The organism is Agrococcus sp. AC640b (genome assembly GCF_979255995.1).
Genome location: NZ_CEEDMM010000002.1, coordinates 34908 through 46392 on the forward strand (window position 1 = coordinate 34908; position 11485 = coordinate 46392).

14 protein-coding genes and 3 tRNA genes are annotated in these 11485 nt (G+C 73.8%); 8 read left to right on the forward strand and 9 right to left on the reverse strand.

Going from position 1 to position 11485, the window contains the following annotated elements:
- Positions 1 to 50 precede the first annotated feature (50 nt).
- Positions 51 to 797 (reverse strand): hypothetical protein, encoded by a 747-nt coding sequence (locus ACZ6H8_RS01075; protein WP_464143546.1) that lies wholly within the window; start codon positions 795 to 797, stop codon positions 51 to 53.
- Between the two features lie 146 nt (positions 798 to 943).
- Positions 944 to 1939 carry a tRNA lysidine(34) synthetase TilS gene (tilS, locus tag ACZ6H8_RS01080; RefSeq protein ID WP_464143548.1) on the reverse strand — a complete coding sequence of 332 codons (996 nt, stop codon included), beginning with the start codon at positions 1937 to 1939 and terminating at the stop codon, positions 944 to 946.
- A 45-nt stretch (positions 1940 to 1984) separates the two neighbouring features.
- Between tilS and ACZ6H8_RS01085 the strand changes: the two genes are divergently transcribed.
- Positions 1985 to 2521: an inorganic diphosphatase gene (locus ACZ6H8_RS01085; protein ID WP_464143550.1), complete on the forward strand. Its 537-nt coding sequence runs from the start codon at positions 1985 to 1987 to the stop codon at positions 2519 to 2521.
- 70 nt (positions 2522 to 2591) lie between these two features.
- Here the strand turns inward: ACZ6H8_RS01085 and ACZ6H8_RS01090 are convergent, their stop codons facing one another.
- On the reverse strand, positions 2592 to 4004 hold the full coding sequence (locus ACZ6H8_RS01090; protein ID WP_464143552.1) for a peptidoglycan DD-metalloendopeptidase family protein: 1413 nt from the start codon (positions 4002 to 4004) through the stop codon (positions 2592 to 2594).
- A gap of 290 nt (positions 4005 to 4294) precedes the next feature.
- On the opposite strand from ACZ6H8_RS01090, the gene ACZ6H8_RS01095 reads away from it, so the two are divergent.
- From ACZ6H8_RS01095 to ACZ6H8_RS01110, 4 genes are all read left to right on the forward strand, one after another.
- Positions 4295 to 4367, forward strand: a tRNA-Glu gene (locus ACZ6H8_RS01095).
- A gap of 17 nt (positions 4368 to 4384) precedes the next feature.
- Positions 4385 to 4459 (forward strand) — tRNA-Asp (locus tag ACZ6H8_RS01100).
- A gap of 56 nt (positions 4460 to 4515) precedes the next feature.
- Positions 4516 to 4588 (forward strand) — tRNA-Phe (locus ACZ6H8_RS01105).
- A 136-nt stretch (positions 4589 to 4724) separates the two neighbouring features.
- Complete coding sequence (locus ACZ6H8_RS01110; RefSeq protein WP_464143554.1) at positions 4725 to 4940, forward strand: DUF1653 domain-containing protein; 216 nt, start codon at positions 4725 to 4727, stop codon at positions 4938 to 4940.
- 123 nt (positions 4941 to 5063) lie between these two features.
- Here the strand turns inward: ACZ6H8_RS01110 and ACZ6H8_RS01115 are convergent, their stop codons facing one another.
- Entirely contained in the window at positions 5064 to 5675 is a 612-nt protein-coding gene (locus ACZ6H8_RS01115) for a 1-acyl-sn-glycerol-3-phosphate acyltransferase (RefSeq protein WP_464143555.1), read from the reverse strand.
- Between the two features lie 39 nt (positions 5676 to 5714).
- Here ACZ6H8_RS01115 and ACZ6H8_RS01120 point away from each other — a divergent pair, with 39 nt between their 5' ends.
- Positions 5715 to 5888 carry a hypothetical protein gene (locus ACZ6H8_RS01120; RefSeq protein WP_464143557.1) on the forward strand — a complete coding sequence of 58 codons (174 nt, stop codon included), beginning with the start codon at positions 5715 to 5717 and terminating at the stop codon, positions 5886 to 5888.
- 52 nt (positions 5889 to 5940) lie between these two features.
- Here ACZ6H8_RS01120 and ACZ6H8_RS01125 read toward each other — a convergent pair whose 3' ends face one another.
- From ACZ6H8_RS01125 to ACZ6H8_RS01135, 3 genes are all read right to left on the reverse strand, one after another.
- The gene (locus ACZ6H8_RS01125; RefSeq protein WP_464143559.1) at positions 5941 to 6252 is read right to left on the reverse strand and encodes an SHOCT domain-containing protein; all 312 of its coding nucleotides are present in this window, start codon (positions 6250 to 6252) and stop codon (positions 5941 to 5943) included.
- 119 nt (positions 6253 to 6371) lie between these two features.
- A complete protein-coding gene (locus ACZ6H8_RS01130) occupies positions 6372 to 7037 on the reverse strand; it encodes a response regulator (RefSeq protein WP_464143560.1) in 666 nt (221 codons plus the stop codon).
- Entirely contained in the window at positions 7034 to 8191 is a 1158-nt protein-coding gene (locus ACZ6H8_RS01135) for a sensor histidine kinase (RefSeq protein WP_464143562.1), read from the reverse strand. The genes ACZ6H8_RS01130 and ACZ6H8_RS01135 overlap by 4 nt, the downstream gene beginning before the upstream one ends.
- Positions 8192 to 8333: 142 nt before the next feature.
- On the opposite strand from ACZ6H8_RS01135, the gene ACZ6H8_RS01140 reads away from it, so the two are divergent.
- Positions 8334 to 9344 carry an isopenicillin N synthase family dioxygenase gene (locus tag ACZ6H8_RS01140; RefSeq protein WP_464143564.1) on the forward strand — a complete coding sequence of 337 codons (1011 nt, stop codon included), beginning with the start codon at positions 8334 to 8336 and terminating at the stop codon, positions 9342 to 9344.
- 154 nt (positions 9345 to 9498) lie between these two features.
- Positions 9499 to 9864, forward strand: a complete 366-nt coding sequence (locus ACZ6H8_RS01145; RefSeq protein ID WP_464143565.1) for a hypothetical protein — start codon at positions 9499 to 9501, stop codon at positions 9862 to 9864.
- A 15-nt stretch (positions 9865 to 9879) separates the two neighbouring features.
- Here ACZ6H8_RS01145 and ACZ6H8_RS01150 read toward each other — a convergent pair whose 3' ends face one another.
- Complete coding sequence (locus ACZ6H8_RS01150; protein ID WP_464143567.1) at positions 9880 to 10794, reverse strand: bifunctional methylenetetrahydrofolate dehydrogenase/methenyltetrahydrofolate cyclohydrolase; 915 nt, start codon at positions 10792 to 10794, stop codon at positions 9880 to 9882.
- 20 nt (positions 10795 to 10814) lie between these two features.
- The gene (locus tag ACZ6H8_RS01155) at positions 10815 to 11408 is read right to left on the reverse strand and encodes a cyclodeaminase/cyclohydrolase family protein (protein WP_464143568.1); all 594 of its coding nucleotides are present in this window, start codon (positions 11406 to 11408) and stop codon (positions 10815 to 10817) included.
- Positions 11409 to 11485 lie beyond the last annotated feature (77 nt).

Sequence of the window (11485 nt, forward strand, 5' to 3'; positions counted from 1 at the left end):
CACCATGGGTGCGCGGAGGTGTCGTCGCGCGGGTCGACGAAGCGGCCCCGTCATGGGAATCGGAGACCCAGCAGCAGGTCGGCGAGCGTCTGGTGCTCGGCGCTGTCGAGATAGGCGAGCGCCGCCTCTCGCGTCTCGAACGTGAGGCCGTAGGCCGGGTCCGGGACGACGTACACGAGCGTCGAGGCGCCATCGGCGAGGTCGGCCGCGAAGAACCACGAGCAGGGGCTCTCGAGGATCTCGGCGGTCGTCAGCCCCATCCCCAGCAACCACGAGGTGTCGCCAACGGGCGCAAGCGCCTCGAGGACCGTCGTCGCCACGACCATCTCGGCGCTCGACGCGCTCCACGCGGCCGCCGTCGCCGTGTCGCCGCCGTCGTACGGCAGCGCCTCGAGCAGCTCGCGGTGGTAGGCATCGCCTGGCGCGCACGAGGCGGCATCCACCTGGGTCTGTCCGCCGGTGGCCACGAGGTCGAGACTCACCATCTTCAGGCCGCGGTCGTCCATCACCACCCAGTGGCTCTCGCTCCACTGGTCGACGGTCCATCCCGTCGGCAGCGGGATGCTGACCCAGCCGAGATCCTCCCGTGCCCAGTCGGCCGTCGGGCCCGCGGGCTCGGGCGCCGGCGCAGCGCTCTCCTCCGGCCCCGGCTCCACGGTCGGCTCCGGCGACGCCGAGGCGCTCGGCGACGGGGCATCGGACGCATCGGACGCACCCTCGTCGACAGACGGAGCGCAGCCGACGAGGGCGACGAGGAGGGCTGCGGCGATGCCGAGCATCGGGGCCGAGCGGGTCACGGGCGGGTCCTCTCCGAGGTGGTGCGGGACGACGGAGGATGCTGCCTCCATCCCGTCATGTCCGGCACGGACGGAAGGTCACACTTCGCCGTCGCATCACGAGGACGACGTACGGCGCAGCGCCTCGTCGCGCGTCGGAGCCCGGGTCAGGCTGCGGTGAGCAGCAGCAGCGAGCCCTCGCGCGCGACGCGGATGCCTGGCAGGTGGATGGGGCCCTGGCCGTGCCAGTCGGTCACCAGCCGCGAGACCTCGAGGGTCTGCTGGCGCGAGAGCGACACGTGGAACTCGCTCTGCACCGCGAGGCGGATGATGCGCTGGCGCAGCGCAGGCGGGTTCGCCGCGAGCGCGCCCGCGTGCAGCGACAGCCCGCCCTCGGCGTGCTCGACGAGGTCGCCGATCTGCTCCTGCGCGAAGTGCGCGAGCGCCTCGGCGTCCTCGCGCAGCTGGTCGGCCGTGCGCGTGAGCGCCTCGACGACGCCGCCGCCGAGCTCCTGATCGAGGATCGGCAGCACCCGGTCGCGAACGCGCGCGCGCAGGAACCGGTCGTCGTGGTTGTGCGGGTCGCTCCACGGCACGAGGCCCTGGTCGCCGCACGCGGCCTTCGTGTCGGCGCGGCGCACCGTGAGGAACGGGCGGCGGAGGAAGCCGATGGCGGGGTGCATGCCCCACAGGCTCTCCGGGCCCGAGCCGCGCGCGAGGCCGATGAGCACCGTCTCGGCCTGGTCGTCGAGCGTGTGGCCGAGCAGCACCGTCGCCGCGTCGACCTCCGCGCGCGCCTTGAGCAGCGCAGCGTACCTGGCCTGCCGCGCAGCCGCCTCCGGCCCGCCGTGGCCATCGACCGTCACGCGCCGCACGAGCACGGGGTCGAGCCCCAGGTCGCGCGCCTGCTGCGCCGCGGTCTCGGCGACCTGCTCCGAGCCCTCCTGCAGCCCGTGGTCGACGACGACGCCGCCGACGCGCATGCCGGCGCGCGGACCCTCGAACGCCGTCGCCGCTGCGAGGGCGAGGGAGTCGGGGCCGCCGGAGAGCGCCACGAGCACGAGGGAGCCCTCGTCGATGCCTGCGAGCGACTCGCGCACGGCGCGGCGCGTGTCGGCGACCGCGGGCGTCAGCCGTGGACGGCGGTCGTCGAAGGAGGGCATGCCATGATCTTATTGCCGATTCCGAACCGTGAGACAGGAGCGCCCGTGGCCGCGTACGACGTCGTCATCGAGATCCCCAAGGGGAGCCGCAACAAGTACGAGGTCGACCACGAGACGGGCAGGGTCTTCCTCGACCGCGTGCTCTTCACGACCTTCGTCTACCCCACCGACTACGGGTTCTTCGACCGCACCCTCGGCCTCGACGGCGACCCCGTCGACGCGCTCGTGCTGCTCGAGTACTCGGTGCCGCCCGGGGTGTTCGTGAAGGTGCGCCCCGTGGGCCAGCTGAACATGGAGGACGACGGCGGCATCGACACCAAGGTCATCTGCGTGCTCGAGAAGGACCCCCGCTGGGCGCACATCCAGGACATCGAGGACGTGCCGAAGCAGACGCGCGACGAGATCGAGCACTTCTTCACGCACTACAAGGACCTCGAGCCCGGCAAGTGGGCGAAGCTCGGAGGCTGGGAGGGCCGCGAGGCCGCGGAGGCGACGGTGCAGGCCGGCTTCGACGCGTTCCAGTCGTCCGACCACGCGGGCGACGACGGCGCCGTCGAGGCCCCGCAGCCCGGCCGCGACTGACGCACCCCGAACGCCACGAGGGCGGCGCATCCATCGGATGCGCCGCCCTCGTCGTGTCAGCGGGTGCGGATCAGAGGTTCGCGCCGCGTGCCCGCAGGAACGGCAGCGGGTCCTGCGCCACGCCGTTGATGCGCACCTCGAAGTGCAGGTGGCAGCCGGTCGACCAGCCGGTCGAGCCCTCGTAGCCGACGACCTGGCCGGCCGCGACGGACTGCCCGTAGCCCAGCGGCGACGGCGCGGCCATGTGGTAGTACCGCGTCTGCACGCCACCGCCGTGGTCGATCCAGATCATGTTCGCGCCGTAGGTGTCCTGCCCGCGCACGGCGACGGTGCCGCCTGCTGCCGCGTAGATCGGCGTGCCGCAGCCCGCGACGATGTCGAGGCCAGCGTGGAGCTTCGAGAACGAGCCGGAGACGGGGTCGGTGCGCCAGCCGAAGCCAGACGAGATGCGACCGTAGTGCGGCGACGTCCAACCGCTGCCGGAGACGCCGGGGCCCGCGTAGCCGCCGCCTCCGCCGCCACCGCCGCCGCTGCTGCCGCCACCGCCGCCGCTGCTCGAGCCGCCCTGGTTCGCAGCCGCTGCCGCAGCCGCAGCCGCGGCCTGCGCCTGCGCCTGCGCCGCTGCTGCCTGCGCTGCCGCGGCCTCGCGCTGCCTGCGCTCCTCCTCCTGACGGAGGCGCTCCTGCTCGGCGAGGTACGCGTACCAGGCCTGGCCGGCGTTGTAGTCGGCCTCGGTCGCGGCGCGGTTCTCCTCGAGCACGCTCAGCTGCGCCTCGAGCTCGGCCTTGTGCGCGTTCGTGCGGTCGACGGCAGCAGCGGCCTCCGCAGCCGCGGCCGTCGCGGCGTCGAGCGCCGTGTTCGCCTCGTCGCTGAGCCTGGCCCGCTCGTCGCGGGCGACGCCTGCCTGATCCTGCAGCGACTGCGCGGTGTTCGCATCCTGCTGCGCCTGCGTGTACAGCGTGTCGGCCGACGAGGCCGCGCTGTCGAGCAGGCTCAGGCGGTACAGCCACTCGTCGGCGCTGCCGGGGTTCGCGAAGAGCTCGACGCTCAGGTCGCCGGTGCCGCCGGTGCGGGCGAGCTGCGCCGCGAGCTGCGATGCCGCGAGCTGCGACTGCTCGGCGACGCGCTGGGCCGCGTCGGCCTGCGCCTGCAGCTGGTCCGACGTGTACGCAGCCTCGTCGAAGCGCTCCTGGGCGGCAGCGGCCTCCTGCGCTCGGGTGTTGGCGAGCTGCTCGGCAGCCGCCTGCTCCGTCTCGAGTCGCGAGATGAGGTCGCGGATCTCGGCGATCTGCGTCTGCTGCGATGCGACGTCGCCTCGCGCGGCCTCGACCTCTCCCCACGTCGGGAAGCCCCAGGCGTCCTCGGCCTGCGCGGGACTGCCCGGGGTGACGATCGTGATCGCCAGCGCTGCGATCGCCGTCGCTGCCACGAGGCCGGCGCGGGAGCGCAACGACCGACGCGACGGATGCGCGCTGCTGTGCATGTGGGGGGCCTCGCCACGAGATGGAGATGGTGCGGGTCGCGCCAGACTATCAACCGAAGGTTGAGAGTCAAGGATGCGCGCCCAGGCCGGCAGCATCGACCGCGATGGAGCGGGCGAACCGGCGGGGTCCATGGTGGCACGGCCGAGGATGCGACACGCAGGAGGCCTGCGGCGAGTGGCCGGCGACGCCCGCCTCGACACGCCGGAGACCGTTCGATCGGGCTCAGTTTGCGCGTGCGCCGATCGCCTGTGTAGAGTCATCGCTCGGTAGCCATGAGTCCTGGACGCATGGCCCCATCGTCTAGCGGCCTAGGACATCGCCCTTTCACGGCGACAGCACGGGTTCGAATCCCGTTGGGGTCACTGGATCGATGACGCAAGGCCCTGTAGCGCAGTCTGGTTAGCGCGCCGCCCTGTCACGGCGGAGGTCGCGGGTTCAAGTCCCGTCAGGGTCGCGGTGGGCCCCTCGCGAGAGCGAGGGGTTCTCGCTAGGACCACGGAAGTGCTCCTCGGCTCTGTAGCTCAGTTGGTAGAGCGCACGACTGAAAATCGTGAGGTCACGGGATCGACGCCCGTCGGAGCCACGCAGCGGAGATTACACCGCTGCTGAACCCCCGCGTAGCTTCTACATCGCGGGGGTTCGCTCATGCCCGCGGGCGCTGCCCGTCGCGCGTGCGCGCCGCGCAGGGCCACGCTGGCACGACTGGCAGGATGCCAGTCGTGACCGACGACGTGACGCCCGGCTGGTACGAGCACCACAAGGGCGCGAGCTACGAGGTCGTCGCCGTCGCGACGCACAGCGAGACCGGCGAGCGGCTCGTCGTCTACCGACAGGGATACGGCGACGGCGCGCACTGGGTGCGACCGCTGGCGATGTTCACCGAGCACGTCGAGCGCGATGGCTGGACGGGACCGCGCTTCCGTCGCCTCCCCTAGCCTCGCTCGCTCGGCAGGACGACGCCCGAGACGCTCACGTCGATCGTCGCCGGATGCGCGTCGTGCTCCCCTGCGGATCGCCCGAAGCGGCTCGAGGCGAGCGCGAGGAGGCGCATGCGGGCCTCAGGCGGCGTCGTCGGCCGAGATCGCGTCCTCGATGCTCAGGCGAGGCTCCGTGCGCAGCTCGGGGCGCACGCCGGCCTTGTCGGCGTAGAACGCGCGGATGACGTCCATGTCGGCCGAGACGTCGCCCGTCATGCGCACCGTCGGGCCGAGACCCGCCGTCATCGTCGTCGCATCCGGGAACCCGAGCGTCACGGGCAGGCCCGTCGCCACCGCGATGCGGTGGAAGCCGCTGCGCCAGTGCGTGCCCGCGCCGCGCGTGCCCTCCGGCGTCACGACGAGCTGGATCTCCTCGCCGCTGGCGATGAGCGCGACGACCTCGTCGACGATGCGCGACGGGTCGCTGCGGTCGACGGGGATGCCGCCGAGGCGGCGCATGACCCAGCCGCCGGGGCCGCGGAAGAGCTGATGCTTGCCGAGGAACCGGGGGCTGATGCCGTGCTCCCACGCGATCGCGAGCATGAGCACGAAGTCCCAGTTCGACGTGTGCGGGGCACCGATCACGAGCCGTGGGCCGGTGACCGCGGGGCTCTCGCGCACGAGCGTCCATCTGCTGCACCGCCAGTACATCCTGGCGAGCGCTCGCCGGATCGGCATGCGTGGCTGCGTCATCGAATCCCCCTTCGCTCCCACCACGCTACGCGGGAGCGCATGCCGCAGCCACGCGCAGGCGGCGCCGAGGTGGGCTCGGTGCGATCGTCGTCGTTCTGGTCGTACAAGCCCGAGCTGCACGCGCCCGACGCGATGCCCGCCGTCGAGGTGGCGTTCGTCATGTGGCTCGTGCGCCGCATCGCCGCGCGCAACGCGGCGGCCGCGTCCGCGTAGCCGTGCCGTGCCGGGCGCCGCCGCGAGGCGGCGCCCGGCCCCGCGGGACCCGCTACGCGGAGCGCCCGCCGCGCTCGGAGCGCAGCACCGCCAGCCGCGACCGGTACTCGGTCTCGTCGACGTCGCCGTTCGCGAAGCGGGTGGCGAGCGCCGACTCCCCCGCGGCTGCCGCATGCACGAACGGGCGACGCTGCATCGATCGCCGGAGCAGCAGCACGAGCGTGACGATGAGCGCGATCCACAGGAGCGGACCGAGGATCGCGAGCGGCCAGAGCCCTCCTCCGCCGCCCGGCCCCCACCGGGTCGCGTGCTCGGCGAATGCGGGCGCGGCCGGGGCCGCAGCGTGGGTGATGGTGGTGAGCATGGCGTCCTCCTGACGAGACGGCCATTGCGGCCGCACGTCGAACCTCCCGCGTCGCGGCCCCCTGCCGCGTCCCGCGACGGGATGCACCTCGCACCTCCCGTGGGATGCGCCTCGGGGCGTCAGCCCTGCGACCACCCCGGACGCACGAGCCCCGTCTCGTAGGCGAGCACGACGAGCCGCACGCGGTCGCGCGCGCCCAGCTTGCCCATCATGCGCGACACGTGCGTCTTCGTCGTGAGCGGGCTCAGCACGAGGCGCCGCGCGACCTCGTCGTTCGTCAGGCCCTCGCCCACGAGCGCGAGCACCTCGCGCTCCCGGTCGGTGAGGACGGCGAGCACGGCGTCGTCGACGGGGCGGATGCCCTCGGCGACGCGGTCGAGCAGCCTGCGGGTCACGCTGGGGCTCAGCAGCGCGTCGCCTGCCGCTGCGACGCGCACTGCACGCAGCAGGTCGACGGGGTCGGCATCCTTCACGACGTAGCCGCTCGCGCCTGCGACGATCGCATCGCCGACGAGCTCGTCGAGCTCGAACGTCGTGACGACGACGACACGCGTGCCTGCCAGGCCCGGGTCGGCGACGATCTGCCGCGTCGCCCACAGCCCGTCGCCGCCCGGCATGCGCACGTCCATGAGCACGACGTCCGGACGCTCGGCGCGCACGAGCGCGACGGCGGCCTCGCCCGTGGCCGCCTCGCCGACGACGCGCATGTCGTCCTCGGAGTCGACGAGCGCGTGGAGGCCGGCGCGGATGAGCGCCTGGTCGTCGACGACCGCGACCGTGATCACGTGGCCTCCGGGAACGTCGCGACGACCGCGAAGCCGGCGCCGTGGCTGCCAGCCTCGAGCGTGCCGCCCAGCAGCGCCACCCGTTCGCGCATGCCGAGGATGCCCGTGCCGGCCCCCGGCGTCGCGGCTGCGGCTGCGGCGGGGCCGTCGTCGACGACCCGCACCGTCGCGCGCCCGTCGTCGCGCACGAGGGCGACGCGCACGTGCGCGCCGGGCGCGTGGCGTGCCGCGTTCGTGAGGGCCTCGCGCACGATGCGCACGATGGCCGACTGGATCGCCGTCGCCGGCCGGGGATGCAGGGCGTCGTCGAGCGTCGCGAGCACGCCCATCGCCTCCGCCCCTGCGACGATCGCGGGCAGCGCGTCGAGGCTCGCCTCGGGCACGAGCGGGCCGTCGGCGTCGCCGCGCAGCACGCCGAGCATGTGACGCACGTCGTCGAGCGCCTGCCTGCTCGTGTCGCGGATGGTCGCGAGCGCCTCGGTCGCGCGACCCGGCTCGCGGTCGGCGAGGTGCAGCGCCACGTTCGCCTGCACCGAGATCGACGACAGCGAGTGGGCGAGCACGTCGTGCAGCTCGCGCGCCATGTCCTCGCGCTCCCGAGCGTGGCGCGTGCGCGCCCGCTCGTCGGCCTGCTCGGCGGCGATGCGCGCCTGCTCGCGGCGCGCGCGGCGCGTGGCCGACACGACCAGCACGATCGTGAGCGCGACGCACGTCGCGATCGTGCCGACGACCCACCCGCGCGACAGCCCCGTGAGCGCGATGACGACGACCGTGACGGTGAGGGAGCCGACGATGCTGCCCACCGCCCACGTCGCGGCGCCTCGGCGCACGGCGAGCACGATCGCGATCGCGTACGGCACCGCCGCCACCGGCGGCGGCCACGGCACGAGCATCCAGGTGGCGGTCGCGGCGACCGCGACGATCGCCATGCCCGCGCGCGGCCGGCGGTCGACGACGAGGAGGGCGGCGCATGCGACGAGGCCTGCGACGACCGCGACGACCGCGAGGGGCGCCGTGACGAGGTCGAGGCCCTCGTGCTGCCACGCTCGGCCGGCCCGCGGCGCGATCGTGAGGCGCGCGAGCGTCGCCCCCGTCACGAGCACGACGGAGACGGCGGCGCCGACGGTCGCGAGTCGCGTCGGGCGGGCGGGCATGGCGAAAGCGTAGCCAGCGGCCCACGCGACGGCGTCCGCCCTCGGGAGGCCCCTGCGTGCTCCGACGGGAGGCTCCTCCCCCGGGTCGTCATGTGACGCGATTCCCTGGCCGGCGTCGGGGGACGCGGATACCGTGCCCGACATGGCGAACCTTCCCGTCCTCGACCTGACCGACCTCGACCGCGGCGAGGCATCGGCCGCGTCGTTCCGCACGCGGCTGCGCGAGGCGGCACGCGAGGTGGGGTTCCTCTACCTCGTCGGCCACGGCATCGACCCCGACCTGCAGAGTCGCGTCCACGGGCTCGCGAGAGCCTTCTTCGCCCTGCCCGACGACGACAAGCGCAGCATCGAGAACCTCGCCAGTCCGCACTTCCGCGGCTACACGCGCGTCGGCGGCGAGCGCACCGAGGGCAAGGTCGACTGGCGCGAGCAGATCGACATCGGCCCCGAGCGGCCCGCCACCGACCGCGACGACGCCGACTACTGGCGACTGCAGGGCCCCAACCTCTGGCCCGCCGCGCTGCCGGAGCTCGCCGTCGTCGTCACCGAGTGGCATGACCGGCTGACCGAGGTCGGCCAGCGACTGCTCGCGGCGTGGGCACGCTCGCTCGGCGCGCCCGCCGACGTGTTCGACGCATCGTTCGCCGCGCCCTCGACGCTCATCAAGATCGTGCGCTACCCGGGCTCCGACGCCCGCCGCGCCGGCCAGGGCGTCGGCGCGCACAAGGACTCCGGCGTGCTCACGCTGCTCTGGGTCGAGCCCGGCAAGGACGGCCTGCAGGTCGAGATCGACGGGGAGTGGGTGGATGCGCCGCCCATCGACGGCGCGTTCGTCGTGAACATCGGCGAGCTGCTCGAGCACGCCACCGGCGGCTACCTGCAGGCGACTCGCCACCGCGTGCTCTCGCCACCGTCCGGCAGCGATCGCGTCTCGATCCCCTTCTTCCTCAACCCGTCGCTCGACGCGCAGGTGCCGGTGCTCGAGCTGCCGCCCGAGCTCGCCGCCGTGGCCCGCGGCGTCTCCCAGGACCCCGGCAACCCCATCCACGCGACCTACGGCGACAACGCGCTGAAGTCGCGACTGCGGGCGCACCCCGACGTCGCCGCCATCCACCACCCGGATCTCGTCGCCGCCCGCTCCTCGGCGGCGTGAGGCAGGCCGGCGCCACGGCGCCACCGTGCCGAACCGACACGTGAGCGACCCCTGAGGCGCTCCGTGCGCGCGAGGACCCGCCCACGTGCCGGTTCGGCGGGTCGCCGCCCGCGGCAGGCAGGGCGCGCACGAGCGACCCGCCTACGCTGGAGGGATGTTCACGCGACGCGAGGCGGCCATCCGACTCGACATCCCCCTCGAGATGGCGCAGCGGCACGGCATCCCCTCCTCGCTGCGCGAGTCGGAGCTCGCCGCCCTCGAGGCGGAGCCGCCCGCGTGGCTCGTGCAGTCGCGCGCGAACCGTCGCGCCGATGCCCGGCCCGTGTGGGTGCGACTCGAGTGCGTCGTCTGCGGCCTCGTCGAGTGGGAGCGGCCGAAGAAGTGGTGGCCGGAGCTCACGGCCGTCGTGTGCGACCGCCACGACCCGTCGGAGGCGCCGCGTCGCGCCGCGGGCACCGTGCGCGCCGAGGTCGAGGGCATCGGCTCCAGGTTCGTCGGCATCGTCGACTCCCCCGCCTGACGCCGCCCCGACGGGTCAGGCCCGCAGCGTCTCGACGAGGCGCACGAGGTTGCGCGTCGCCATCGTGACGGTGAGCGGACCCACGCGCGGCACGAACGCCGACGCGACGTCCATCGCCGAGTCGTCGAAGTTGCGACGCTCGGCGACGTTCACGAGCAGCGCGCCGGGCTTCAGCTCCGCACCCGTGATGGGCGCGAACGACGCAGCGGGCACCGCCGAGACGACGACGTCGGCCTGCGCCAGCGCCTCCGCGCGCGTCGCCGTGGAGTCGCGCACGTCGTGCGTGTGCCTGCCGATCGCGGGCTCGAGCAGCAGCGAGCCGTGCACGTCGAGCGAGTGGACGCGGGCGCCGTCGTTCGCGAGCATCGCCGCGAGCGGCCTGCCCACGATGTCCGACCGGTTGACGACGCACGCCGTGATGCCCTCGAGGGGAGCCTCGGAGCCCTCGCCGCGCATCCCGGCGTGCTGCAGCAGCTTGAGGATCGCCAGCGGCGTGCACGGCAGGATGGCGCGCTGCAGGCCGCCGTCGTCGACGAAGCGGCGATTCTCGTACAGCAGGCGGCTCCAGAAGGAGTGCATGCCCTCGATGTCCTTGCGCGGATCGACGAGCTCGCGCAGCCACCGGTCGGCCTGCGGGTCGATGAGCGGGTAGTAGAGGAAGATGCCGTCGACCGACGCGTCGGCGTTCGCGGCGGCGATGGCGGCCTCGACGCCGTCCGCACCCACGTGCTGCACGTCCATCGCGATGCCGACGGCCTCGCACCCCTTCGCCGCGTAGCGGGCGTAGGTCGCGGCCGGGCCGTCGTGCTGGCTGAGGATGCCGACGACGCGCAGGGTGCGGCCGCGGTCGGCGAGCGCGGCGACGGATGCGCGCACCTCGTCGCGGTAGGCGCGTGCGACCTCGGACGGGTCGACGACGATCGCGGGCATGGAGCCTCCAGGGTGGGCGGTCAGAGGGCGGTGAGGATCGCATCCCACGCGCGCTGCCTGCGCTCGTGGAGCGCGGGCTCGCCGTCGAGGCTCGCGAGGTTGACGTCGGCGGTGCGGATCGCGGCGCGCGCGGCGCCCAGCAGCAGGTCGCGCCCGGCGAGCACGTCGCTGCGCACGCCGGGCTTCACGAGCGGCTCGACGGCGTGCGAGAACGCGACGGCCTCGAGCGCGGCGTCTGCGACGTCGAGGGGTGCGACCGTCGCGACGACGGTCTCGACGCGGATGGCCGCGGTGCGCTCGGCTCGCTCGGCGTCGTCGCTGCGAGGCATCCGATACGCGGCCATGAGGGCGTCGAACACCTCCACGTCGTCGTCGACGGCGCCGCGCAGCGTCTCGAGCAGGCTCGTGCCGCGCGTGCGCGCCTCGCGCAGCGTCGCGGCGGCATCCTCGTCGGTGCTCGACGCCCCGAGGGTCACGTCGATCGCCATGAGCACGAGGCCGGCGCCGAGCGATGCCGAGACGGCGGCGATCGAGCCGCCGCCCGGGGTCGGATCGGCCGATGCCGTGCGTCGCAGCAGCTCGTCGCCGGACACGTCCCACAGACTCTCGCTCACGTGCTGCGACGATACCGGGCCGCGGCGATGCTGCGGTGCGATGCGCACGACGAAGGCGGGCGCATCCCGTGGGATGC